Origin of the sequence: Hymenobacter setariae (assembly GCF_007713685.1) — a bacterium.
In the GTDB taxonomy this organism is placed as follows: domain Bacteria; phylum Bacteroidota; class Bacteroidia; order Cytophagales; family Hymenobacteraceae; genus Hymenobacter; species Hymenobacter setariae.
Genome location: NZ_VMRJ01000002.1, coordinates 976,230 through 1,002,734, shown reverse-complemented (window position 1 = coordinate 1,002,734; position 26,505 = coordinate 976,230). Strand labels below are relative to the sequence as shown.

The 26,505-nt window shown below is 60.6% G+C and carries 16 protein-coding genes; 10 read left to right on the top strand and 6 right to left on the bottom strand.

What is annotated here, in order from left to right:
- Positions 1–23 precede the first annotated feature (23 nt).
- The 4 genes from glf to dapF form a co-directional block, all read right to left on the bottom strand.
- Positions 24–1,202: a UDP-galactopyranose mutase gene (gene glf, locus FNT36_RS10620; protein ID WP_144847258.1), complete on the bottom strand. Its 1,179-nt coding sequence runs from the start codon at positions 1,200–1,202 to the stop codon at positions 24–26.
- A 90-nt stretch (positions 1,203–1,292) separates the two neighbouring features.
- Entirely contained in the window at positions 1,293–2,507 is a 1,215-nt protein-coding gene (locus FNT36_RS10615) for a glycosyltransferase family 1 protein (protein WP_144847256.1), read from the bottom strand.
- A 142-nt stretch (positions 2,508–2,649) separates the two neighbouring features.
- Positions 2,650–3,213 (bottom strand): GNAT family N-acetyltransferase, encoded by a 564-nt coding sequence (locus tag FNT36_RS10610; protein ID WP_144847254.1) that lies wholly within the window; start codon positions 3,211–3,213, stop codon positions 2,650–2,652.
- A gap of 32 nt (positions 3,214–3,245) precedes the next feature.
- Positions 3,246–4,052 (bottom strand): diaminopimelate epimerase, encoded by an 807-nt coding sequence (dapF, locus tag FNT36_RS10605; RefSeq protein ID WP_144847252.1) that lies wholly within the window; start codon positions 4,050–4,052, stop codon positions 3,246–3,248.
- 124 nt (positions 4,053–4,176) lie between these two features.
- Between dapF and galB the strand changes: the two genes are divergently transcribed.
- The 3 genes from galB (at position 4,177) to FNT36_RS10590 (ending at position 10,078) form a co-directional block, all read left to right on the top strand.
- Entirely contained in the window at positions 4,177–6,630 is a 2,454-nt protein-coding gene (galB, locus tag FNT36_RS10600) for a beta-galactosidase GalB (RefSeq protein ID WP_144847251.1), read from the top strand.
- A gap of 247 nt (positions 6,631–6,877) precedes the next feature.
- Positions 6,878–8,743, top strand: a complete 1,866-nt coding sequence (locus FNT36_RS10595) for an McrB family protein (RefSeq protein WP_233635827.1) — start codon at positions 6,878–6,880, stop codon at positions 8,741–8,743.
- 6 nt (positions 8,744–8,749) lie between these two features.
- Entirely contained in the window at positions 8,750–10,078 is a 1,329-nt protein-coding gene (locus tag FNT36_RS10590) for an McrC family protein (RefSeq protein WP_144847247.1), read from the top strand.
- Between the two features lie 55 nt (positions 10,079–10,133).
- On the opposite strand, the gene FNT36_RS10585 is transcribed toward FNT36_RS10590, so the two are convergent.
- A complete protein-coding gene (locus FNT36_RS10585) occupies positions 10,134–12,293 on the bottom strand; it encodes a hypothetical protein (protein ID WP_144847245.1) in 2,160 nt (719 codons plus the stop codon).
- A 16-nt stretch (positions 12,294–12,309) separates the two neighbouring features.
- Entirely contained in the window at positions 12,310–15,876 is a 3,567-nt protein-coding gene (locus tag FNT36_RS10580) for a hypothetical protein (RefSeq protein WP_144847243.1), read from the bottom strand.
- A 145-nt stretch (positions 15,877–16,021) separates the two neighbouring features.
- Between FNT36_RS10580 and FNT36_RS10575 the strand changes: the two genes are divergently transcribed.
- The 7 genes from FNT36_RS10575 (at position 16,022) to FNT36_RS10545 (ending at position 26,495) form a co-directional block, all read left to right on the top strand.
- Complete coding sequence (locus FNT36_RS10575) at positions 16,022–17,038, top strand: helix-turn-helix transcriptional regulator (RefSeq protein ID WP_144847242.1); 1,017 nt, start codon at positions 16,022–16,024, stop codon at positions 17,036–17,038.
- A 108-nt stretch (positions 17,039–17,146) separates the two neighbouring features.
- Positions 17,147–17,380: a hypothetical protein gene (locus FNT36_RS10570; protein ID WP_144847240.1), complete on the top strand. Its 234-nt coding sequence runs from the start codon at positions 17,147–17,149 to the stop codon at positions 17,378–17,380.
- Positions 17,370–19,748 (top strand): AAA family ATPase, encoded by a 2,379-nt coding sequence (locus FNT36_RS10565; RefSeq protein ID WP_233635826.1) that lies wholly within the window; start codon positions 17,370–17,372, stop codon positions 19,746–19,748. Before FNT36_RS10570 ends, FNT36_RS10565 begins: the two co-directional genes overlap by 11 nt.
- Before the next feature lie 9 nt (positions 19,749–19,757).
- Complete coding sequence (locus tag FNT36_RS10560) at positions 19,758–21,233, top strand: DUF3375 family protein (RefSeq protein WP_144847236.1); 1,476 nt, start codon at positions 19,758–19,760, stop codon at positions 21,231–21,233.
- A gap of 142 nt (positions 21,234–21,375) precedes the next feature.
- Complete coding sequence (locus FNT36_RS10555; RefSeq protein WP_144847234.1) at positions 21,376–21,963, top strand: DUF4194 domain-containing protein; 588 nt, start codon at positions 21,376–21,378, stop codon at positions 21,961–21,963.
- Entirely contained in the window at positions 21,947–25,360 is a 3,414-nt protein-coding gene (locus tag FNT36_RS10550) for an ATP-binding protein (RefSeq protein WP_144847232.1), read from the top strand. Before FNT36_RS10555 ends, FNT36_RS10550 begins: the two co-directional genes overlap by 17 nt.
- Positions 25,353–26,495, top strand: a complete 1,143-nt coding sequence (locus tag FNT36_RS10545; protein ID WP_144847228.1) for a DUF3322 and DUF2220 domain-containing protein — start codon at positions 25,353–25,355, stop codon at positions 26,493–26,495. The genes FNT36_RS10550 and FNT36_RS10545 overlap by 8 nt, the downstream gene beginning before the upstream one ends.
- Positions 26,496–26,505: the final 10 nt, after the last annotated feature.

The following is a 26,505-nucleotide window of genomic DNA, read 5'->3' as shown; positions in this document are numbered from 1 at the left end:
CGACTATTAAACGCAAGTCGATACTATTCTTTAGAAGGCTCGCGGTTGATGAGCTTCTCTACCAGCGAGGTTGAGCCGGCGATGGCCGGACGCACAGGCTTTGCAGCCTCTTCTTTGTCGGTCAACTTCTTGTACAGCGTCAGGGCCTGGGCTACTACCTGGTCCATGTTGTAGTACTTGTAGGTAGCCAAGCGGCCTACGAAGTGAACATTCGGCGTTTCATCGGCTGCCTTTTTGTACTTGGCGTACAACTCAGCGTTTTCCGGCATCGGGATGGGGTAGTAAGGGTCACCCTCAGCTTGTGGGTACTCGTACACGATGGCCGTTTTGGAGTGCTTCTGACCGGTGAGGGCCTTAAACTCCGTGATACGGGTGTAAGCGTGCTCGTTGGGGAAGTTCACCACTGGCGCGGCCAAGTGCTGCTCTTCGTTCAGCGTGTCGTGCTTGAACTCGAGTGAGCGGTAAGGCAGCTTGCCAAACTGGAAGTCAAAGTACTCGTCGACCGGGCCCGTGAAAATCATTTCCTTGAACGGGATGAATTTCACAATCTCCTTATAGTCGGTGTTCAGCATGATTTTGATGTTCGGGTGGTCGAGCATCTTTTCAAACATGCGGGTGTAGCCGTGCAGCGGCATAGCCTGGAACGTATCGGTGAAGTACCGGTCGTCGCGGTTGGTGCGGGTGGGCACGCGGCTTGTCACCGACTTATCTAGCTGCGAGGGGTCGAGGCCCCACTGCTTGTTGGTGTAGTTCTTGAAGAATTTGTTGTACAGCTCGCGGCCAACTTTGCTCACTACCACGTCTTCCGACGTTTTGATAACGGGCACTTCTTCAGCTACCGACTCAAAAAACTGCTCTACCTCGAAGCTGGTCAGCTTCAAGCCGTACAGCTTGTTGATGGTATCGAGGTTGATGGGCATCGGCACCAGTTGGCCATCTACCGAGGCGAGCACGCGGTGCTCATAGGGGCGCCAGTCGGTGAAGTTGCCTAGGTAGTCAAATACATCTTTCGAATTGGTGTGAAAGATGTGCGGGCCGTACTTGTGAATCAGGATGCCATCCTCATTGTAGTGGTCGTAGGCATTGCCCCCAATGTGGCTACGCTTATCAATAACGAGCACTTTTTTGTTGCTCCGGGTGGCGAGCCGCTCGGCTAGAACGCTGCCGGCAAAGCCGGCTCCAACGATGAGATAGTCGAACATAAAAGGGGGATGATTGGAAAAGGAGTAAATAAAAAGCTGTGAGAGAACTCGTAAATAAGGTGGCTGCTAAGCAGATGGAGCGCGAGTTGATTAACCTTTGGCAGCGAGGCGGGTCTGCATGAGCTGCACCATGTTCTGCCAGGTGAGGTCCCAGCTAATGGTAGCCAGGTAGTCGTCGGTACGGGTGCGCCAGCTGGCGTCTTTGCCCTGCTCTAGTGCACGGGCAATGGCTTGGCCAAACTCCCGCGGGTCGTCGGCAATTTGTACGAGGTTCAGGTCGCCGTAGGGGCGCACCACATCGCGGATGCTGGTGCTTACTACTGGCCGGCCAGCGGCCAGGTATTCAGGCGTTTTGGTGGGAGAGATAAACTCTGTGCTCTCGTTGCGAGCGAAGAGTAGCGTGGCCACATCCCAGCCGCGAAGGTAGGCGGGAAGCTCTTGGTAATCCTTACCGCCTAGGTAATGAATATTGGCGTTGTGTGGTAAGGAAGCGGGGTCGATTTTAACCACCGGCCCGATTATTACGAATTGCCACTCCGGATGGTTCGTGGCCAGCTGGCCTAGCAGCTCGATATCGAGGCGCTCATCGACCACTCCAAAGAACCCAATGCGGGGATGTGCAATGCTGGCTTGGTCGGCAGGCTCGGCCAATTTGTTGTTGCGGGCCTGGCCAAAGTGTTGCTTATCAATGCTGCTCGGAAAAGCGTGGGCATCGGCGTGCTGCTCGCGCTTGGCTTCGTAGAGGCGCTGCCCCCCAGTGAAGACGAGGTCGGCTTTTTCAAATAATTCTTGTTCGCGCTGGCGTAGCTCCGGTGGAGCAAACTTGAACTGCGCCAGCTCATCCATGCAATCGTATACCGTGAGCACCGGCTGGAAGTGCCGCGCCCGACTCATGGCCATAGGCGTATAAATCCAGAAGGCGTAGGTAGTGACTTCGTTGTCGGTAAAAAACTGCTTCAACACTTCTACCTGCGCTTGGTCGGCAGCCGCTTCGTCGCCGCGTAGGCGGCCAGGCAAGTGCACCACTAATACTTTCACTCCATTTTGCCGCTCCTTTACTTCCATGTGCGGCTCGATGAGGTCATCGGCATGGAAGAAAGCATCCTCAACATAGAAAACTCGTCCGTACTGAGCAAAGCGCGACAGCAGATGCTGAGGCCGCTGCCATACAAAATCCCAATGTAGGTGCGCAAAGCAAACCAAATCGGGCAGCGAATACGTAAAGGAATTGGAGTCGGCTTGGTCCGCGGCCGGGGCGGTGGAGGCGGCACGTGCAGGTACCTCCGCCAGAGTAGAAAGCGGCATGAAAAAAGATAGGAAAGAGCTTTGAGCCGCACCAACCAGGCAAAACATCTGGCTACAGGCAGCACTTGCCTACTTATACGAAGGACCCTACGGAAAGGATATGGCCGCGTTTAAAATAGTGGTTTCTACGCGCCAGTTTCTGCTATTTTCTAAGTAAAAGTTGCATTTCTGCGGCATTTACCCATCCTATACCAGTAGTATTACGTAGCCACTGCTGGCGTAGGCCCACCCACTGAAAGCCAGCGCTTTCGAACAGCTTGATACTCGCCCGGTTATCTTCCGCAATGGTGCAGTACAGTTGGTGCAGCCTTAGGGCCTCGCGGGCATAGGGCACCAGCTTTTGTAGGGCTGCATGGGCATAGCCGCGCCGGCGCTCACTTTGGAGCACCGCGATGCCTACGCCGGCCCGCTGGTGCAGGGCCGAGTAGTCGTAGAGGTCGAGGGTGCCCACAGCCTGCTTTTTTTCATTGCTGATTATCAAGCGCATCTGCCCAGCTTCGGCAAGGCTGGCGGCGCTGTGGCGCAAGTATTCCCGCAGGGCATGGCGCGAAATGGGCCCGGGCAGCACGTCGGAAACAGCCCACAGGTCCGGGTCGTTTTCGAGAACAAATAAAAATTCTAAATCTTCTGGCTCTAATGCACGAAGTGAGACGCTAGCTTGGTCGTCTGCGGCGAAGTTTTGGGGTTGATTTGAGTCTTTAGACATCACTTCTTACACAAACGACCAAGAACAACGACCTAGGCGATTTCTCCTCCGAATACGCGCAGGGCCGGGCCACTCAGCCACACATTGGTAAAGCTGCCATTGGCCTGCGTCTCGAACGATACCTCTAGCTCGCCACCGGGCGTGCTCAAGCGCACCGGCGAAGCTGCGCCGCGCTGCGAAGCGGCCAGCGCTACGGCCGTGACGCCTGTGCCGCAGGAGTAGGTTTCGTCTTCGACGCCACGCTCGTAGGTGCGCACAGGCCAGGGCTGGGCGGGGTCGGCGGGCACCTGCACAAAGTTGACATTGGTGCCGGCCGGGTCATAGGCCTGGTCGTAGCGAATGTCGTGGCCCGCGGCAAATACGTTGAACTCAGCTAGGCTCGGCGACTCCTCAGGGTCGAGGAAGTGGATGTGGTGCGGCGAGCCGGTGTGCAGAAACACATCCTCCTCCCCTATGTCGGCGCGCTGCGGAGCAGCCACGTCTATCATCTTGAGACGCACGGTACCATCAGCTTCTACGCGAGCTTCGTGCGGGCCATCCACGGCTAAGAAGTGGGCATTAGTCTCGATGACCCCTAGGTGCTTGGCGAAGGCCACGAGGCAGCGGCCGCCGTTGCCGCACATGCTACTGGGGGCACCATCGGCGTTGAAATACACCATTTCGAAGTCGTAGCCTTCGCGGTTGCGCAGCAGCATCAGGCCATCGGCCCCAATGCCGAAGCGGCGGTGGCAGAGCGCCGCAATGCGGGACTGGTCGGTGTGGTCAAACTGCGCGGCGCGGTCGTCGATGATGACGAAGTCGTTGCCGGTGCCCTGGTATTTATGGAAGGTCAAACTCATGTAAAGCAGCTGTAAGTAGGCGAATTTCGGCACAATCGGGGCGCGGCCCAAACCAGCAGCTTTAACTTGCCGGGCCATTGGGGCTGCTCACCGGCCGCCCTAGGTGTTATTCGTACCCCACGCTATGCTCTCTCCCAAACACTTGACGGCGGCGCTGTTGCTGGCCGCCAGCCTCCCCGCCGCCGCCCAAACCCGCCAGGAAACGCTGCTTACCAGCGGCTGGAAATTTACTAAAGGTGACCAACCCGACGGGGCCAAGCCCGAGTTTAACGACGCCAAATGGCAGGCGGTTCGCATCCCGCACGACTGGGCCATCACGGGGCCCTTCGATGGCCGCAACGACCAGCAAGTGGTTAAGATTGAGCAGAATGGTGAGAAAGAAGCTACCATGAAGTCGGGTCGCACGGGCGGCCTGCCATTTATTGGGGTGGGTTGGTACCGGCGCCAGCTGGCCGTGCCTGCCCTAGGTAAGGGCGGCCGGGCCGTGCTGCTATTTGATGGCGCCATGAGCAACGCCCGCGTGTACCTCAACGGGAAGGAAGTGATGTTCTGGCCTTATGGCTACAACTCGTTTTCGGTAGACATCACGCCGCACCTGCGGGCTAAGGGGCCAAATACGCTGGCCGTGCGCCTTGAAAACCAAACCGAAGCTTCGCGCTGGTACCCAGGGGCGGGCCTCTATCGCAACGTGCACCTCATCACCACGCAGGGCGCGCACGTGCCGGTATGGGGCACCTACCTCACCACGCCCGAAGTATCGGCAGCCTCGGCAACCGTCAAGCTGAAAACCAAAATTGAAGCGCCCGCTGGCACCACCGGCCTCACGCTCAAAACCGACCTGCGCGACGCCAAAGGCCAGGTAGTAGCCACTGCCACTAGCAAAGCCACGGCAGGCCAGGAGGTCGAGCAGACGTTCACGGTAAAGTCGCCCAAGCTGTGGTCGCCCGAAACGCCGGCCATGTACGTGGCTGATAGCAAGATTCTGAGCGGCAGCGCGGTGCAGGACGCTTACAAGACGCCCTTTGGCATTCGCTCTTTCAAGTTTGAGAAAGAAAAAGGCTTCTCGCTCAATGGCCAGCCGCGCAAGTTTAAAGGCGTGTGCAACCACCACGACCTAGGGCCGCTGGGCACGGCCATCAACGTGGCGGCACTGCGCCATCAGTTAACTATTCTCAAGGACATGGGCTGCGACGCCATTCGCACCTCGCACAACATGCCCGCGCCCGAGCTGATGCAGCTCTGCGACGAGATGGGCTTCATGGTGATGGTGGAGTCGTTCGACGAGTGGAAGACGCCGAAGGTGAAGAATGGATACAGCCAATACTTCGACCAGTGGGTAGAGAAGGACTTGGTGAACATGGTGCACCGCGACCGCAACCACCCTTCGGCCATCATGTGGAGCATCGGCAACGAAGTGCCCGACCAAAGCAGCCCCAACGGACCGGCCATTGCCAAGCGCCTGCAGGACATCGTGCACCGCGAAGACCCCACCCGCCCCGTGACCATGGGCATGGACCGCTACGGCGACGATTTCAAGTACGGCATTGCCGCTGTGCTCGACATTCCGGGCTTCAACTACAAGCCCATGCTGTACCCCGATGCCATTAAGAAACTGCCGCAGGGCTTCCTCCTAGGTTCCGAAACGGCTAGCACGGTGAGCTCGCGCGGCGTGTATAAGTTTCCGGTTGAGCTAGCTAAAAACAAACAATACCCTGATAACCAATCCTCGTCTTACGACTTGGAATACTGCCCTTGGTCGCAGATTCCCGACATCGAATTTGCGGCCCAAGATGACCTGCCGTACGCGATGGGCGAGTTTGTGTGGACGGGCTTCGACTACCTAGGTGAGCCCACGCCCTACGATGAGAAGTGGCCGTCGCACAGCTCGTATTTCGGCATCATCGACCTAGCCAGCCAGCCTAAAGACCGCTACTACCTCTACCGCGCCCGCTGGAACCCCAGCCAGCCCACCGTGCACCTGCTGCCGCACTGGACCTGGCCCGGCCGCGAAGGCCAGGTAACGCCCGTGTTCTGCTACACCAACGGCACCTCGGCCGAGCTCTTTGTGAATGGCAAAAGCCAGGGCCGCCAAACCAAAGCCGCCGCTGGTGCCGCCGACCCACAAACCCGCTACCGCTTGCAGTGGAAGGATGTGGTATATCAGCCCGGCAGCATCAAGGTAGTGGCCTACGACGCCCAGGGCAAGACTATTGGCACCGAAGAAATTCGTACCGCCGGCGCACCACACCATATCAAGCTGGTGACGGACCACCAGAAGCTCACTGCTGATGGCCAAGACCTCGCCTACATCACGGCCCGCGTCGAAGACGCGCAGGGCAACCTCTGCCCCGAAGCTACCAACGAGCTACGCTTCACGGTGAGCGGCGCGGGCACGTTCCGCGCCGTCGGCAATGGCGACGCCACGAACCTGGAGGCCTTCCAAACGCCGCAAATGCATGCCTTTAAGGGTCAGCTCGTGGCGATAGTGCAGGCTGGCGGTACGGCCGGCGCCGTGAAAGTGAAGGCTTCGGCAACGGGGCTGAAGGACGGGGAATTGCAGCTGGTGGCGGGGAAATAACGGGTAACCTCACCCCCGGCCCCCTCTCCTGCGGAGAGGGGAGCCTGAAGATAGATTACGCAAATAGAAAAGGGCTTTCAGCGGTTGCTGGAAGCCCTTTTTACTTTTTCAATCCCATGTATAATTATTAAGCATTTAACAGTAAGTCCTTTGACATAATCCAGAGTAATTGAGGCAAAATATCTATAAATAAGATTTAATGCATAGTATTTATTATTGCGCTTACCCCTCTACCTTTTTTAACTTTATGACAACAAACCAGCCTGTTGCTTATCTGCTCGGTGCCTATTGGTATGATAATGACCCCCGCGACCAAACCAACCGCTTTGTCCAGCACGGCATCTGGGAAAACGGCTACGACACTGAGTACTTAGATTTAGTAAAAAGTATTGCCGTCGGGAGTCCGGTTTTCATAAAATCACTTTTCTACCATAACGGACTTAAGACATCCGTTTTGCGGGTAAAAGCCCGAGGTGTGGTCACCGCTAACCAAGGCGATGGCCAGCATTTAACAGTTAATTGGGATAAGGTTTTCACAGAAGAAGACCTTACCGAAAGAGCGGTGCCCGGCGTGGGACGCTACTGGGACACGGTGGAGCGCGTAACAGAGCCCAGCCATTTGGACGCTTTATTTCATACGCCGCAGCCGCCGGATAAACTCATATTTACGTTTCCCCTCAATCAGATTCTCTACGGCCCGCCTGGTACTGGCAAAACCTTCAGCACCTCGGCCCTCACCCTGGCTATTCTGACGGGGCAAAGCTGGGCGGACATTAATGGGCATTACGGCCACAACCACGCGGCCCTGCGCCAAGGCCTGGAAGCCTACCGCGAACAGGGCCAAACCGCTTTCGTAACCTTCCATCAGGCTTTCGGCTACGAGGATTTCGTGGAAGGCATCAAGCCCTACGAGAAAGAAAACGACCAATTGGGCTATCGGGTCGAGGACGGGGTTTTCAAGCGCATGTGCCGCACGGCCCGCCAAGCGTGGCAAGCGGCTATTACCGGCCAGTCGGCCCCGGCAGCATTGCGATTAGCGGCGGCCGATTTTGATGAGTTGTACGAAGCATTCGCCGATGACCTGCGGAACCGCCTGGCCCAAGGCAGCCATCCGCAGCTAGTAACGCGCCAAGGAATGCCGGTCGAGGTAATTGCCGTTGATGAAGACGGCACCCTCACGCTTATTCACCTCAACAGCACGCACGGCGCTACCTACAAACACCGGGTAGCCCCCAAGTGGATTCGCCAGATATTTGAGCGGTACAGCTCAGTCGCCGAAATCCAGAAAGTGTACGAGGAGCTTCGCCAGTTGGGCGGCCCCAATGCTTCTTTGCAATGGGCCATCTTCAACGGCCTCAAGAACTACGAGCAGTTGCTTCCAGCTCCGTCGGCAGCGCCGGAGGCTGACACCCCACCACAGGCCACCGAAATTCCGCGCTTTGTGCTGGTTATAGATGAAATAAACCGGGGCAACGTCGCCAATATTTTCGGCGAGCTCATCACCCTGCTCGAAGACGACAAGCGCACGGGCGAAGCCAATGAAATTACCGTCACGCTGCCCTACTCCAAGCAGTCATTTTCGGTACCGCCCAACCTTTACCTGCTCGGCACCATGAACACCGCCGACCGCTCGGTGGAAGCCCTCGACACGGCCCTTCGCCGCCGCTTCAGCTTCACCGAGATGCGGCCCGAGCCGCGGGTTATCCGCGAGCAGGTGGGCGACAACGGCGTGCTGGGTACTGGCGACGAGGCCGTAGACGTGGCCCGACTGCTGGAGGTGCTCAACAGCCGCCTGGAGCAACTGCTCGACCACGACCACTGCCTGGGCCACGCCCTGCTGCTGCGCGTGGCCGACGTGGCGGGGCTGCGGGCGGCGTTTCAGCGCAACATTCTGCCGCTGCTACAGGAGTATTTCTTTGGTGATTGGGGCAAAATCGGGCTGGTGCTCGGCGAGCGGTTTGTGGCTGTGGCCGACAAGGCGGCGGGCCGCGCCCCACTAGCCAAATTTGGCGGGTACGACGCTACTGGCCTGCGCGATAAGCCCCTCTACCGCCTTACCAAGCCCGAAAGCTGGGACGCGGCCGCCTTCCGCAGCATATACGCCACTACCTAGCCCGCCATGCCGCACATTCTGCGGGTGCTGGAACACAGCATCCTGACCATCGGCGACAAGCAGGGCGACGCCGAATTCAAGCCCGCGCACTGGGAGGCCCTGCTGCGCTTTCACGACAACGGCGCGGGCCGGCGCTACTACGACATCCGGCACCGGGGCATCCGCTTCAAGCACTACGTGGGCGTACTGCAAGCCGGCGACCTCACCATCGAAGTGCTGCCCAAAGCCGATGCCGTGCCCGGCGAAACGACTAGGCCCACTGAGGACTTCGACCGCTGGCGCCACCTGCTGCTACGGATGCTGGCCGAGGCCGGCCTGCTGCCCGTCGATACCTTCCAGACGGCCCTGCTGCACGAGCGCCCGCACAGCCTGCTCGACCTCTACCTGGCCCTGTTTCTGGGCGAGGTCGAAACCCTGCTGCACCGCGGCCTCGTCAAGCGCTACCGCCAGCGCGAAGGGCAGGTGAAAGCCTTGAAGGGCACGCTCCTTTTCGGCCAGCACCTGGCCCGCAACGTGGTGCACCAAGAGCGGTTTTATACCCGCCACCAGACCTACGACGCCGACCACCTCCCCCACCGCCTGCTGCGGCAGGCCCTGGGGCTGCTGCCCGCCCTCACGGCGCACGCGGGCCTGCGCGGCCGGGCCGCCCGTGCCCTGCTGGCCTGGCCCGAATTGCCGGCCGTGCGCCCCACGCCCGCCCTCTTCGCCCGCCTGCGCTACGACCGCAAAACCGCGCCCTACCGCCCGGCTCTGCGCATCGCGCGCCTACTGCTGCTGCGCCTCAGCCCCGACCTGCACAGCGGCCCACAGGATTTGGTAGCGCTGTTTTTCAACATGAACCACATCTGGGAGGCGTACCTGCTGCGCACCCTGCAACGCCTCGCCCCACCCACCTGGACGGTGAGCAAGCCCGCCAAAGTGGTGTTTTGGCAGGCGGATAACAACGGCCAGCAAAGCCGTATGCAGCCCGACATCCTGCTGCACCACCCCACCCACGGCCGCCTCGTGCTGGATGCCAAGTGGAAGCGCCCCAATGGCTACCACGCCGAAAACGACCTGCGGCAGCTGTTCGCCTACGCCCAGTACTACGGGGCCACGCGGGTGCGCCTACTCTACCCGCAAGCCGGGCAGGAGCCGGCCGTGGAGGGCGAATTCACGCGGCCACTGCACCCGGCGGCGGGCGCGCCCGTGATTCGGTGCGGGGTTTCCTACATTCGGGTGGGGCAGTACAAGGAAGAAGTCACGAACGAGAATGCGACTGACATTGAGGTAGCTACCGGCTACTTGCAGTGTTCCATTACAGTCGAGCTATCGGCGTGGGGCCTGGTTGAGTAAAGCCCGAAAAACCGCACAAGATTGGTGCGGGTTTTTCGGGCCTTTGTTGAGTCAGCTAGTTAGCAACCATCTCCTGGTGCAGCCGAAGCAAATCGAAGGGATAGGGCCAGACTGTGAATTGATTGCGGCGCACAAACGTGACCGTGAGTAAGGAGCGCAACGTAGCTAGTTGGGTTGCCGACACGGGGCCGCAGGGGTGAATTTCGTACACGTGGTGGCCGCGCGCCTCCGCCACCTGGCTGGAGGTGGCCCCGCTCACGAGGTAACGGTGGCCCTGAGGCGTGGCCCATACGCCGCCCACATACACACCCAATGCCGCCAGTGACTTGGCCGATGCACTCGGCTCCGCAGCTTTCAGCAGCTTAATGACGGGCCAGTTGGGCATGGCGATGGCTTCGGTCTGCTCTAGCTCGAGCACCGTGCTTCCGACCAGTACGAAGTGGGCTTTACGCAAGGCACTCTGCGCCTTCTCATCGGTTGGCTCCAGCGAGGCATATTTTGGCTGGCGGCTCAAAAAATGTTGTTTCAGCTCGCTCCAGGAAGTAAAGCGGGCCTTCAGTAGCTTCTTGCCTTCGAGTGTATCCAGGTCAGCAAACCGCAGGGCACCCGCTTCAAAGTACAGCAGCCAGTTATTGGTGACGAAACCCCAGTCGGTGGGCAGGTCGGCCAACAGCGGCAGGTTGGAGCCTTCTCCGGGAGCCGCTGCTTTGCCCGCAATCACCCATTTCAGCCACAACTCGCTCAGGCACACGTCGAGCTTGAGGGCCAGGGCTTTGGCCTGCTTGGCCTCGCGGGCGACCTTTAGCCGGGCCTGCTTTGCTTCTTCCAATTCGGGCACAGCTTCGGCGGCGGGCGCTGCTGTCGGCTCGGGTGCGGCCCCAGCTTCCGGCGGGGCCAGGGCCGCAGGCGCATCGTACCGTAGAAAGTCCTCGGCTACCGTATACTTCTCCACCTCATTGGGGTTGACATTCAGCGACTGCTTGACCACGGCCGGAAGCTTTTGGTAGAGAATGCGGTACGGGTCCTGGTGCCCAGCCAGGGCTAGCAGGCCCAGTTGCCGGTCGGTGGTTTCAAAGGCCGGGCGGTCGGCATCGAGCAGCGCCAGCAATGGGCGGGTGGCATCCACTTTATCAGCCGGCACCAGCTCAAACGGGAGGGTATGCGTCGTTTTGCCCTGCGTGAACGGGTGCGCATTCAGCCACTTCAGGTAGTCGGCGGCGGGAACTGTGCTTTGATTAAGGCGGTTATCGACCACCTGCACCGTGGGCAGGCGGTGCAGCGGCAGCGTTTCCTTGCTGGGCTTCTGGCGCTGCATGAGTTCCTCGGCCAGGGTCACACTAAACCCGTAGCGGGTCAGGAAGCTCTGCAGGCGCTCCTGCACGTGTCGCACCTGGTACGAGCGGCTTTCCTGGTATTGCTGTGGGTGTTTGGCGCTGCCGTTGTGGTGCCAGTCGGCTTGGGTGCGCTTACCCGAGAAAGTGCGCTGCTGGTACAGCTCGCGCGTGAACGTGGCTACTTGGTTGGGGCGCAGCTGCCGCAGGTAGGTGTAGCCCCGACTTTCAAACAGCTCATAAAAGGCCCCCAGGTGGGCGTAGCTGCCTGCCTTTTCCGGCTCGATGCGCTCGAAGGTATTGGCCTCTACCTTGATGGTGAGGGTATGGCTGGCATGGCGCTCCTCTACCACGGGCTGCACCTCCACGGCCGTCAGGTATTTGCCATTGGCCGCGCCTTTCACGCGCAGGTAAAACTTGCTCTGGCACACGCGCCGGTCGCGCTCGCTGGGGCCATTTTCGTAGAAGCACAGCGCCAGCAGCAGCTTGAGCAGCACGTGCGGGCGCAGCTCGTCGGGGCTCACCCGTTCACTGCATATTTCCTGGGGCGCTACTTCCTGCGGGTTGCCGAAGTGGTAGAGCCAGGGGCGCGGCACGGCATCGGCGGGCAGCAACGTGTAGAGGGAGGCGCCGGGCTGGTCGAAGGTGAAGAAATAGAACGGCTGGTCGAACTTGTTTTTGTAGTCGTTGGTGAACCGGCTGAAAAACCGGACATCTGCAAACTTTCGGAAGCGGTTTTGCTCGTCCGACAGCTGGTAGCGCCAGAGGCTGTATTTGCCCAGCAACGCGGCCCAGTCGGTGGGCGGCGTGATGTGCAGCTGGTTGGTAGCCACCATTGTTTCTTTGACGGACGTAGGCTTGGCAGGAGAAGGTGAAGTAGCCATAAGAGTGAGAAGGGGTTTAGTGGTGAAACTTGATAGATTGGAGCAGGGCCTGGCAGGCCGGGGTAAGCAGGTTTTGGGCAGAGGGGGGCTGGGGTAGCAGCACGCCGGTGAGCACCACAAGGCGGGCCGCGGCCCAGTCGGCCACCGGCCGAAACTGTTCGTCGTAATAGCGCAGGGCGGCGCTGTCGTCCACCAGCAGGTTCATAATGAGCAGGCGGCAGGGCTCGGTCTGGCCGGGCGGCAGGGCATCGTGCAGGCGCTGCCACTTGCGCACCATGCCTTCCACGAAGTGCGGCTCGTTGAGCTTAGGATGATAGAGTGGGTCGTCGGGCAGCAGCGCAAACTGCCGTTGCGTGCGCACGCCGTAGTTTTTGCAATCAATAAAAATGGGCCGGTTGTGTACCCGCAGGTCGGCCACCTCAAACACCGCGTCGGGCACGCCGTCGCCGCTGGCCGCGATGCCCGCGTGGTGCAGCACCGCCAACACCGCCTCCTCGCCAATGGCCCCGGCCAGGATGGACTGGTACACGTAGGGTAGCAGGTAGGTGCCCCCGTCGTGAAAGGCCAGCTCGAAGCCCTGCCGCCGGAAGTGGTGGGCCAGAAACGAGTCGAGAAAGCGGGTAAGCGGCCGGTACAGCGCGTTGAGGTCCCAGGGCTCGAACTCGGCGCTGCGCACCTGGGGCGGCGCTACCTGGTTTTCGGCATTCAGCCACAGCTGGCCGTCGCGGGCGTAGTCGGTCTGGAAAGTGCCCCGCACTGCTTGTAGCTGCGGGCCGCGCAGGTCGTGCTTCAGCACTTCCTCGCGCAGTTGCTGCCAGCGGGTGCGCGTGTCGGCGGGCTGGCCGGTGTGCTTAAACTGCTCGATGTCGAGCACCAGCTGCCGGATGTGCTGGCGGGCGGCCTCGTTGGGGCGATGCAGGTCGAGCAGCTCGTCGTCGAGGGCCTGGCGCTCGGCGGGGGCCTGCCGGGCAATGTGCGCCAGCAGCGTTTGCATGTTGGCCGAGGCGTAGCGCAGGTAGTTGCGGCAGTCGGCGGCCAACTCAGGGCGGGTAGCAAATTTTTCCAGCACGGCGTACACCGCGTCGTCCAGCCACAGTTCCTGGTCGGGCATGGGCTGCCACACCCGCTCGATGCGGCCCAGGGCCTGCACCACCACACTCACCTGGTTCAGCACCCCATCATTCAGGGCCAGATAGGTGCGGTTGAAGCGGTTGAGGTGCCGCACGTGACCCAGCTGGCCCACGGCCTGCTCTTCCGATATCAGCTTGGCATACAACAGCTTCATTATTCCGTACACGTCGCGCTTGATGGCCGCCGGCTCCTGGTCGGCCGTCTCCAACTGGTCGGTGCCGCTGAAATAGTAGTAGGGCGCATCGAGCAGGTGCAGGTAGCGGAAATCACGCTTCTGTGTGGTATCCTGCGCCGCGTGGGCCAGCTCACTCAGGTAGTATTGCAGGTTCACACCGTTGCCGGCCGAGGGGTAAGTGGTCACCACCAGCACCGGCCGCCCCTGCCAGAACAGCTCGTTGTACTGCCGGTCTAGTGTGGGGTCGGCGCGAAGGGCCTGCCCAAACCGGGCGTCGTAGAGAGCCACGTAGCAGGCTAGCCGCTCATCGGTAGCCTCGTCGCGAAACCACACGTCGTAGAGTTGCAGCGGGCCGGCAGCACCTGGCAGAGGCATGGCCCCGTACCAGCCGTCTTCATCGCCGCCTTTTTGCAGCAGCTGCGCCACCTGCCGCACCGAGGCCAGAAATAGCAGGTGCGTCTGGTGCGCGGGCAATTCGCCAGCGGCGTGCAACCCAGCCAGTCGGGCCAGCACCGCGAAAAAATGCCGCGCCCGTCGCAGCCGGTGCCCGTGCGGCCCGGCCTCGTCGAAGTTGTCGAGGTTGTGGGCAATGGCGGCCAGCTGCGGGCCAAACGCAACGCTCATCTCAAGGGGCAGGGCCTGGTGCAGCGTCAGCGTGTTGGCCCGCACGGCGGCCTTTTGGGCATTGGCCCGGGCAATATCCTCTTGGTCGTCAGGCGTGTTTTCCAGCGGCTGAAACGACTGCGTGGGGTCGGCCGGGCGGGCCAGCCCGGCCCAGTCGAAGTTGCGCAGCACCCGCCGGATGTGCGCCGTGGCCGACAGCCCAAACACCAAATGCTGGCGGCCCATGTCGCGCAGCAGCGCCTCGGGGCTGGTGTGCAGCGAGCGGTAGCTGATGGCCACCTCGTCGGGGTCGGTGAGGCGGCTACGGCCTTCTTCGATTTCGTACAGCCCAAAGCCGTTGACCAACAGGTTGCCGTAGTTGGTTTCGCAGTATTCGGGCGGGTGCCCCACCGGGCGGGTGCGCTGCACCTCAGCGCGGTAGTCGGTGCCGCCGAAGCACTGGCGCAGCAGCTCGGGGTATACATCTTCGTGCTCGGTTTTCAGCCAGCCAAACAGCCGGATGATGTCCTTCACTGTCCGGTTCACCACGTCGAGGAGCACGAAGGCTTTGCGCCCTTTGCGGTCGGTGGTCAGCTCAAACGTGTTGCGGCGGCTAGGCGCGGCGTGCAAGTACACCGGTCGCTTCACCAAGGAGTAGTTCGACTGAAAAATGGCTTTGCCTTTCAGCTGGTCGTCGGTGCTGACGAAGTGCGTAATGGCCGGAAAGTCGATGCCGTGCTCATCGCGCAGCGTTTCGATGCGGCGGCAAATGCGCTCCAGCCGGTCGCGGATGGGCTGCCAGCGGGGCTCGCGGGCCAGGTAGCCGCTGTGTACCAGTTTCTGCTCGTTGATGCGCCGGTAGAAGGTTTGCACCAGCCCGAACGGGTCGCGCACCTCGCGGTCGTCGGCCAGCATGGCCAGCAGGTCGTTTTCCAGAAAGTCAAATTCATCGAACACGAACACGTAGCGGCCCGTGGCCGGAGCGTCCCACTGGCCCAACCGCTGGGTTCTCTCGCCGTCGAACACGCCGTGAAATGCTTTTTGCACCGTCAGCAGCAGCAGCCGGCACGCGGGGTATTCCTGAAAGTGCAGGTACGGAAACAGCGCCGGCCACAGCGGCAGCCCGGCCAGGGCGCGGGCCTCCTGCTGGGTGGTTCGTTGGCCCTCGGCTGGCGTGGCGGCTACCAGTTGGCGGGCCAGCGCCAGCAGGCTTTTGAGCGGCCGGAGCAGCTCTCGCGCCAGCTCTGCCAGGTCGAAAAAACTATCCAATCCCATCCCCTGCAATTGCTGAAAGCGGTTGGCTCGGCCCCGCAGCCGCTCCAGGGTAGTCGCGCTGAGCGGGTTGCGCTGGTTGTGGTCGGCAAGAAGCGCGGGGGTAGCCGGGTAGTCGAGCAGGCTGGCTACCAGCCCTTGGGCCAGCACCTCGACCAACTGGTCGGCATCGCGCTTTTGGTGAACATGCAGGTTCAGGTCGCTGACCTGCGCGGCCATCTCATCGAGGAGTTGGATGCGGTTAGCGACGTAAATAAACTTGGTATCGGGCGGAAAGTCGCCGCTGCGAAGCAGGGCGGCTAGGCTGCTGGTTTTGCCCAGCCCAGTGCCGCCGAGCACTAGCTTCAGGCCCATGGCGTGGGCCAGCAAGGTGCGACGGTAGTAGTTGATGTAATGACTCATGAAAACAGAAAAATGGTGGTGATGGGGCCGGCCGGCGGCGGATGCTCGTGCATGTCCGCCGCTTTTCCCATCTTGTGTCCGCAAACCTCCGGGGCCAGAGTCCGGCCTATCCGGACGCAAACGAAATCTTCCAAAATATTTTTCGATGCCACTTACCAAGCAGGCGATACGGCGCTACCGGGCCATCGACCAGTGCCTATCCAACCGGCAGCGCATCTGGACGACCGATGCCCTGCTAGCTGTCCTTTCGACAAGCTACAATGAGCATACCGGCTCTAACGATGGCGTGGGCCGCACCACCCTATTCGATGATTTGCAGGCCATGAAAGAAGGTGGCGACACTGGTTTTGACGCACCTATCTGCTACTCCCGCAAGAAGGGCCATCATTACACAGTACCGGGGTATTCTATCTTCCGCATTCCGCTTACCGGGTCCGATGTGGTGATACTCCAACAGGCCCTGCACGCTCTGCAAGCTATTCGGGGCATTGGGCTAGCCACGGCCCTCGACGATATCATCCGGCGCATGAATGGCCGCTTGGCGCTGGCGGGCAGCCTGGACGATATTCCCACCATTCTGCAATTCGAAGAGGCACCCAACTATACAGGCACCAATTGGCTGCAACCGCTTTATGACTCCATTCAGCGGCAGCAGCCGGTGCGGCTAGGCTACCAGTCGTACCGGGCGATGACGGCTACCGAGCAGGTGGTGCATCCCTACTTACTCAAGTCGTACCAGCACCGCTGGTTTCTGCTGGGCTACAGCCCGGCGAAGGCAGAATTACAAGTTTTTGCGCTGGACCGCATCACGGCCTGTGCCGATACTGCGGTCGCTTACGTGCCGAGCGCCGTTAATTTCGACACGCATTTTCAACATGTTATCGGCCCCACGGTGCCGGCTGGTGAGCAGCCTACTACCGTACATCTGCGCTTTGCGCACGGCCGGGCACCCTATGTGCAAACCAAGCCCTTGCACCCCACCCAGTGCGAAGTAGCCAGCACGCCCGCTGGCCTGGAGCTGACCCTTTACTTGGTACCTAACCCGGAACTAGTTACTCGCTTGCTCAGCTTCGGGGCCGATGTGGAGGTGCTGGCCCCGGCTACGCTGCGGGCCACCATGCGCAAGCGCCTGCGGGCGGCGCTGGCCAGCTACAACAACTAGCCGGTATATTCCGGTATATTATGACGCAGCTGCTTTAGCTTAGGGTTTAGAAAGCGCTACTACGCCCGCTGGCCAGCGGGCTTCTTTTTCTATCTACTAATCTCAACTGTGAATCAAGCTTTACCGTCCTTAATTGACCCAAAAGGTTTTCAGAACCCTAACGCCGCGCTGGCTGCCGAAATAGCGCAGGCCCTTTATCAAGCAGGTTTGCTCAACGCCGACGACCAGAAGCTTTGCGAAAACATGTTGAACGGCACGGCACCTACTGATGCCAGCGCCTGGCAGCAGCTATTGGAATTGCCTCTCTACACCGCTAGCTCCGCCCAGCCCGATGCCCTCTAGAATTGCGCAGCTACGGCTGGCTAACTTCCGGGGAGCCTCCCAGCCCCTCACAGTAGCCTTTGACCAGCAGAAAACTATCATCCTGATTTTTGGTGAAAACGGTACTGGCAAGAGCACGCTGGTCGATGCCATCGACGCGGTGGCTAATCAGTCGCTGGGCTCTATTGCGGGGCGCGGCACGGGGCAAGCTCATCAATACCTGCGCGCTGTATCGGCAGCGGGCCAGCCCGAAGTAGAGCTTATTACCAAAGCAGGGCATGGCTGGCGGGCCACGCTCAAAGGCCGTAATTTGCTTGTGCAAGCGGTGGGCAGCCACGGCAAGATTCAGTCGCCGGTGCATGTGCTGCGCCGCAGCAAGCTACTCAAGCTGCTCGAAGACGCGCCCGCCGACCGCTACGCCGCCATGAAGCACTTTCTGGATGTGGCCGCCGTAGAAGACAGCGAAGCCGCGCTACGAGCTAGCCACACGGCGTTAGACAACGACTGCAAGCAGAAAGAGGATGACCGCCGACGCTACGAGGGCCTGCTACATGCCGAGTGGCAGCGCCACAAACTGGCGACCGAGACAGCTACTACTGCCTTGGAATGGGCGCGGGGCCGCCTGCAAGAAAATATGACCATCCTGCGCGAGCAGGCTGAGCATTTGGGAGCTATTCGGCAGCTCCTCTCGACCCTGGCAATCAATGCCAGCCATACGCTGGCTTGTGGCAAAGCACGACAAAAGGCTGAGAATGCCGACAAACAGGCCAAAGCTCAATTAGCTGATTTGGTCACGGCTACGCATTCAACTGAGTTGGTAGCTTTACTGCACGATACACTCAGCTACCTGCAGCAGCCAAGCGTGCAGTTGGCTACCTGCCCGGTTTGCACCCAGCTTACCGATGAAACGCAGCTGCGCGCCAGCCTCGCCGAGCGTCTGCAAGGCTTGCAAGCCACCGTGATATTGGTAAATGCCGCCCGCACCGCTGCGCTGGCTTTGCAAACTGCGAGCAGCCAACTGCAACAGGCCAGCCGGATACTTACTGACCAGCTTGACTTACTGGCTACCTTGCTGGCTACTAGTACCCCAGCTGCTCTGGCTGGCTACGCACCCGCTTGGGCGGCCTACCAGGCAGCGGCTGCTACTGAGCCCGCGCTGAAAACACGCACTGCCTACCTCCTGGCCGCGCAGCTGCAAACCGGCCTGAGTGCCCTGGAAGCTGAAAGCCAGGCCCTAACTGCACAAGTCGAATTATTCGACTCTTTGCAAAACCACTTGGCTAACCTGGAAAGCATTGCGCGCAAGCTCGCGGAAACTGAAGTGGTCCGCGCTCGCCTCAAACAAGCATTGGCTATTGTGACCGAGCAGCGCAAGCTGTTTACGCAACGCGTGCTTGATTCTATTACGGCAGAGGTAAATCGACTTTACGCGGCCATTCACCCTGCGGAAAACATCGGGCTCGACCGGCTGGAAATGGACCCCAACCGCCGGGCCTCGCTCACACAGCGCGTCAATTTTGTGGGCCACGCGGCTGATGTACCTCCTCAAGCTTACTTCAGCGAGGCGCACCTCGATACGCTGGGCTTTTGCATGTGGCTGGCGCTGGCCAAGCTTAGCGGTGCGCAGGAAGCCGTTCTGGTACTGGACGACGTTTTTACTTCTGTTGATTTCGAGCATTTCAACCGCATCACCGACTTGCTTGACGTTGAAGCGCATTGCTTTAAGCAAATCATCATTGCCACCCACAGCCGCCGCTGGTACGACCGCTACCAGCGCCGCCGCGACAACGTGCATTTGCTGCGCCTGGAGCGCTGGTCGCTAGCACAGGGCATTCAAGTGTTTAGTGAGAAGACTTTCGTAGCCGAGCTGGAAGCATCCCTTGCCCAGATTCCCCTCAACCGGCGCGACGTGGCTACGCAGGCCGGGGTGCTCCTGGAAGAGCTTTTGCATACTATTGCGGCCCGCTATCGGTGTTTCCTTCCATTTTATGAGGTGCCCAAGTTCAATCTTAGCGAGCTGCTTAGGGGAACTGCTAGCGTACTCAAAGTAGCGAAAGTAACCCGCCTAAAAGCAGACTTGGCTGCATTACCACCTCCCTCCCCTACCGACCAGGCCGCTTGGGAAACCATTGCCATCCGCCCCCTATTTGAGGCTGTAAATCGTCAAAGTACCGAGCCCCGCAATGCTGGCGCTCATTACAGTACGCTAGGTCTAGAGCTGGCCGATGAGGAGATAGAGAATTTTGCTACGGCAGCGCTGGCACTCGCCAAAGCCCTGACCTGCCCGACCTGTTTGGAGGTGCCGCATAAAGTAGTGGATGGCAGCTACCTTGGATGCAGCTGCCGCACGCTCAAAATGCAGCTTGTGCCCGTTCAAAGACCTTCCTAAAACTACGCAATGCGCGACTCCATTCCCTATCCCCGCTACCGCGCCTTGTTCAGCCCCGACCGGCCGGCCGTGTTCGTGCGGCTGCTGCGCAGCCGGAATGCGGCGCTGGTGCTGTGCTTTTTACAGGAAAGCTTTAAGGCGGGCAGCTACGCGCCGGTGCTGAGCGGCGAGAAGCTGAATGGGCTGCTGGCCGATTTTCTAGAAGTGAACCAGGCCGGCGACGAGGAGGGCGACCTGACCATTCTGGGCCTGCCCTACGAGGACCAGGCCGCGCAGCTGCTGAAAAAATGGATACGCGACGGCTTCCTCACGCTCTACACCGACGAGCACGGGGCCGACCAGCACACCCTAACGCCGGAGCTGGAAAACGTGCTCGACTGGGTACACGCGTTACTCGACAAGCCGGCCCACGTGGGCACCGAGTCGCGGTTTCTGGATATTTTGCACAAGCTGCGCGAGCTGGCGCAAAACACCGACACCGACTGGCGCACCAAGCTGACCGACCTCGAAAAGCAGCGCAGCGACCTTGATAAGCAGATTCGGGAACTGAAGCTGAGCAAAACGGTGGTGACGTACGACGACGTGCAAATCGCGGAGCGCTACCAGAACGTGAGCGGGCTGGCACGGGGCCTGCTGCGCGATTTTCGGGAGGTGGAAAATAATTTTCGGGCAATTACCCAGGAAATTTACAAGCAACAGTCGGCGGCCGGGCACACAAAGGGCAGCCTGCTGGGCCTGGCCCTCGACGCGCTCGACGCCCTGCGCGACACGCCGCAGGGCCGCAGCTTCGAGGCCTTTTACCAGCACCTCACCGACCCGCGCCAAAAGGCCGAGCTGGACGCGCTGGTGCAGCAGCTGTTTGGGCTGCTGGAGGCGCGGGGACTGGCAGCGGGTGACGGCTTTTTACGCAAAGTCCGGTTTTACCTGCACGGCGAGGGTAAGAAGGTGAACGAGTCCTTTCATGCCCTGGCCCGCAAGCTGGAAAAGATAGTATCGGAGAAAAACCTGCGCGAGCGCCGCCGCTCGCTGGCCCTCATTCAGGACATTCGCCGCCTGGCCTTTGAGGTGATGGACGCACCGCCGGAAGACGCGGTGTTTCTGGAAATCGACGGGCGGGCCGAGTACCAGGCCAGCGAGACCAAGGAAATACTTGCGCTAGAAGAGCGCGAAAGCAGCCTCGTGCCCCGGCAGTTGGCCGTGGCGCAGCAGGAAGAAACCGATTTTGTGCCGCTGGTGGGACCGCGCGTGGTCGATAGGGCGGTGCTACTGGCCAACATCGAGCAGCTGCTGCGCAGCCGGCCGCAGGTGAGCCTGCGCCAGGTGGTGGACACCTACGCCCTGCAACATGGCTTGGCCGAGTTGATGACCTACGGCAGCATCGCGGCCACCTCCGACAAGCACGTACTCAACGACGCTCGCACCGAGGTATTCGTGCTGGGGCCGGGCCGGGCGTGCGAGTTTCCAGAAATCATTTTTGGTAAGTGACTTTACTGCACCCCTCTCGTCATGCAGAGCGCAGCGAAGCATGACGAGAGGGGTGCAGTAAACCCTTTCATTATGATTGCTGCGCCACGCGAGATGCTTCGCTGCGCTCTGCCAGCCAGACTTTTATCCTACTTCCTACTCTATGCCCAAACCTTACGCCTCAGTCATCATCAAGCTGCTGCAAACGCACGCGCTGTATTCCGACGACGACCCGCAGTACTGGCAGCAATTGCAAGACCACGAAATAGCCGTGCGAGCGTATTTCGAGCAAATCGGGGTGCAGCTGGAGGTGAACCGCACCGATGGCTACGCCCGCCTCACGCAGCCCGCGCCGGCCGAGGACGACCCCGCCCCGCCCCTGCGCCTGCTGCGCCGCGTGGGTCTCAGCTACGAGCAAAGCCTACTGGGCGTGGTGCTGCGCGAGTGGCTGGAAGAACACGAGGCCAGCGCCCAGACGATGACCCGCCGCCTGTTTGCCACGCGGGTGGAAATCCGGGAGCGGGTGGAGCTATTTTTTCAGCAGCCCACCAACCGCAAGGCCTGGCTCGGCCGACTCGATGAGGTGATAGAGAAGCTGGTAGCGCACGGCCTGCTGAAAGTGAACCGCCGCGACGACGCTCAGCCCGACCAGACGCAGTACGAGGTGAAGGCGCTGCTCAAGGCCAAAATTAGCCTCGAAAAACTCGAAGAATTCAAGGAAAAGCTGCAACGCCATGCTGAATCTTTTTGAGGAGCTGACCGGGCCGGCGGGCTACCGCCTGCAGCGGCTGCAAGTGTTCAACTGGGGCACGTTTCACGAGGGCAGCGCGCAAAGCGACATCTGGGAGCTGAAGCCAGGCGGCCAGAACACACTGCTGACGGGCGCGAATGGCTCGGGCAAAACCACGCTGGTCGATGGCCTGCTGGCGCTGCTGGTGAACCCGGCCAAGCGGTTTTTCAACCAGTCGTCGGGCGCGCAAAAGCGCACCGACCGCAGCGAAGAATCGTATGTGGAAGGGCACTACGGGCGCACGCAGAGCGAGGAGCAGCAGAAGTCGCGGGTGGAGCAGCTGCGTAAGCGCGAGGGCACGTTTTCCGTCATTCTGGGCGTATTTACCAATGCGCAGGCCCAGCCCGTGACGCTGGTACAGGTGCGCTGGTTCAACGCGGGTGGCTTGCAGCGGCGCTACCTGGTGGCCCGGGCCGAGCTGAACATTGCCGAGCACATTCAGGTGGGCGCGGGTGGGCAGTGGGTTAGCCAGCTGAAAAAGAAATTTGCCGACCGCGTGGTGGAAGATTTCGACACTTTCCCAAAGTACTCAGCGGCGTTTCAGCGCCTGTTTGGGATGCGGAGCGACAAGGCGCTGACACTCTTCAACCAGACCGTGGGCATGAAAGTGCTGGGCGACCTCGACGAGTTTATCCGCACCAATATGCTGGAGGAGAGCACCGCCGAAGCCGAGTTTGCCAAGCTACTCAGCAACTACCAAACGCTACTCACGGCCTACCGCGCCCTCGAAAAAGCCCGCGCGCAGTTGCACCTGCTCCAGCCGGTACACGACCTGAGCGCCGAATACGAGCAGCTGCGGCAGGCCCTGGGCCAGCTACGGGCGCAGCAGCAACTGTTAGAGCCGTGGTTTGCAACGCAGCAGGTAGTTTTGTGGAGCGCCGAACTGGCGCGCCAGAACCGGGAATTAAACCAGCTTATTGACCTGCTGGGCCAGCAGGAGCACTCCCACGAAACTATCGATGCACAGCGCGTGGCGCTGGAAGTGCAGGTGGCCAACAACCAGGTGGCGCAGCAAATCCGCGACCTGAACCGCGACATCAGCTACTTCACCAAAAGCAAAAAAGATAAAGAACAAAGCCTGCGCGGCTACAACACGCTGGCCCGCCACCTGGGGCTGGTCGAAAACCCCGACGCGGGCACTTTCGCCGCCAATATCGAGCGGGCGCTGGCCTTGCAGCGAGAGCTGCGTCAAACCAAGCAGGCGCTGGACGACCAGAAGTTTGCGGCGCGCTTGGGCATCGAAGACCAGAAAAAGGAGTTTGCCGGGCTGGAAGCGGAGCTGAAACAACTCGAAAGCAGCAGCGGCAAAATCACGCGCCGGCCGGCCGAAATCCGGCAGGAAATATTGGAGGCTGTAGAGGCCAGCGAAGCCGAAATTCCCTTCGTAGCGGAGGTGATGCAGGTGAAGCCCGGCGAGCGCGCTGTGTGGAACGACGCCCTCGAAAAGCTGCTGCACAGCACCGGCCTAAGCCTACTGGTGCCCGAGCGGCTGTATTCGGCGGTACGGGCCTACGTACACGAGCAGGAGAATTTGCGGGGCAAAATAGTATTTCACCGCGTGGAGCGCCGGGTGCCGGCCCCGCTGTTCCCGGACGAGCGTACGGTGTGGGGCAAGCTCGAGTTCAACCCCGACAGCGAGTACGCGGCCTGGGCCGAGCACCACATTGCCACGCGCTTCGACCACCTCTGCACCGAAGATGCGGCCACCTTCGAGCGGGCCGACAAGGCGCTGCTACCCTCGGGCCTGGTGCGCAACAAAAACCGCCACGAGCGCGACGACAGCCGCCGCCAGGAGCACATTTTGGGCTGGGATAACCGCGAGCTACGCCGTGAGCGCACCCGCCATGCCCGTGCCCTGAGCGAGGCCATTGTCAAAGCCGAAGCCGGCCTGCGCCGTCTGAACAAGGAGATTGAACAAGTTGAGGAGCAGGAAACCCGGCTTACGACTTTTCTGCTGGCACAGCAATTTTCTAAAATCGACTACCACGCTGACACAATACAAATAAATAATTTAACGAACCGACTCAACGCGCTGGAAAACGACAGCACCGCCTTGAAAACCATGCAGGAGCAGCTGCGGGCGCTGAAAGCCGATTGGCAAAAACAAGCCGACGAAATCAAGGCCACCAATCAGCGCCTCACCCGCACCGAAGACCTGCTCAAAACGCTTCAGCAGCAGCTTCAAGCGGCGCAGCGGCAACTGGCCTCATTTGAAGCTGAGCGCCCGGCGGCCGACCTAGGCAGCCTGCATGAGCTGACGCAGGAGCTGGCCAGCCAGCTTACTTACGCGCAGTTTGCGGCGCAGAAGCAGCAGTTTGAGCAGGAATTGCAGCGCCGCATAGGCCGGCAGTACGAACAGGTGCAGGCACTGGTCCGCCAGATTTGCCACGCGATGGACGGCTTTTTGCGGCCCGGCGCGGCTGTTACCGCTAAGTTTGCGGACTGGGAAAGCGACACCCGCGAGCTAAAGGCGGAAATTGAGCGCCTGCCCGAGTACCTGGACCGCTACCACAGCATCCGGCACGAAAACCTGGTCGAGCTGGAAAGCCGCTTTCACGACGAGTTTAAGCGCGGCGTGACCAAGGCGCTCAGCGACTTCGTGACCTCGCTCGAAGAGCAGCACGAACTCATCCGCGACACCATCGACCAGATAAATGAGTCGCTGCGCGGCATTGCCTTCAACCTCAACCCCGACACCTACATCCAGCTGGAGCGCACCGACTCGCCCCGGCCGCTCATCCACAAATTTCGCTTCGAGCAGCTCCGCAACTGGCAGCCCGACCTCACGCTGCGCGGCCTGGCCAGCAATCAGCGCGAGCTGGACATTGAGCACTTCACGGCCGTGATTCAGCCCTTTATTCTGGCGCTGCGCGACCAGGAAAAATGGCGCCTCGAAGTCACCGACGTGCGCAATTGGTCGAGCTTCAAGGCCCGCGAATACTACCGGGCCGACAAAACCTCGAAGCAGGTGTACGAAAGCTCGGGCAGCCTCTCGGGCGGCGAGGGTGCACAGCTGGCCTACACGGTGCTGGGCGCGGCCATTGCCTACCAATTCGGCATCAACCGCGAGGCGGGCGGGCACCGCTCGTTCCGATTTATCGTTATCGATGAGGCGTTTAGCAAGCTCGACGAAGATAAGTCGGCATATCTGCTCAAGCTATGCGCCAGCCTGGGTTTGCAGCTGATGGTGGTGACGCCACTGACCTCGCTGCACCTGCTCGAAAAAGATGTACACGTCATTCACTGGGTCACGAAGGCCAAGCAAGACCCGCGCCGCTCGGTGGTGCGCGACATTCCGATTCGGGTGTATCAAGCTGAAAAAGAGGCGCTGCTAGCCGCCGAAGTTGCCTATGATTAACCTAAGTGAGCTGCGTACCAAAGCCCTGCGCCAGTACGTGCCCGTGCTGCGGGCGCACCTGGCGGGCGAAAACCCGTTTCCGCTCCCCGTGCGGGCCAGCAAAGCGCTGGACCGCAGCCAGGGAAGCGCGTATATCTACGCGCAGCAGCAGGAGCTGCTGGCGCATTCCAAAAACCGCACGGGCGCGGGCTACACCCTGGCTACCAAGCCCAACCGCAAAACAGGCCAGAGCGAAATCAGCGGCATCGCTTTCGATACGCTGGCCGATTTCCTGGGCTTTATCGGCAAGCAAGCCGAGTTTGCGGCCTTTGAAGCCAACGCCGTCCGAACGGTCGCCGCGCTGCCCGAATTGCTGCCGCTGCTGCACCAGTCGCCGCGCCTGCTGCTCGACCATGCCGCCGACTGGGCGGCCTTGCTGACGGTCTGCGCGTATTTCGAGGAAAATCCGCAGCCCAATTTATACGTGCGCAGCCTGCCGCTGGCCCTGCCCACCAAGTTTGTGGAGCAGCACCAAGCCGCCCTGCGCCCGCTGCTCGACTACCTGATTCCAGACCATGTGCGGGCGGAGGAAACCGACTTTTTTCGCCGCTTCCACCTGCTGTTGGAGGAGCCTGGCATAAAGCTGCGCTTCCTAGATGCGGCGCAGCGGATGCACCCGGCCGTGTCGCAGATGAGCTTGTGGGCCAGCGAGTTTCGGCAGCTGAAGCTGCTTTGCCAGCGGGTGTTCGTAGTGGAGAACCTGACTACTTTTCTTTCGTTTCCCTTGCTCGAAAACAGTATCGTCCTCTGGGGCGGCGGCTTTGCCGTGAGCCTGCTGGCGGGGGCCGACTGGCTGGCCGAGAAGCAGCTGCTTTACTGGGGCGATATCGACGTACATGGCTTTCAGATTCTGGCCCGGCTGCGGGTGCACTTCCCCGCCACGCAGTCGCTGCTGATGGACGCGGGCACGTTTCGGCGCTACCACGCCGGGGGCGTGGGTACGGGGTTTGCGACACAGGCGCTGCCTGGCCTCACGCCCGATGAACAGGTACTATACCAGGAATTGCTGCGCACCAACGGGCGGCTCGAGCAGGAGCAGTTGCCGGCGGCTTATGTAGCAGCAGCAGTTCACCTGATGCTACAAGCCAGCACGTAGCTGCTATCTA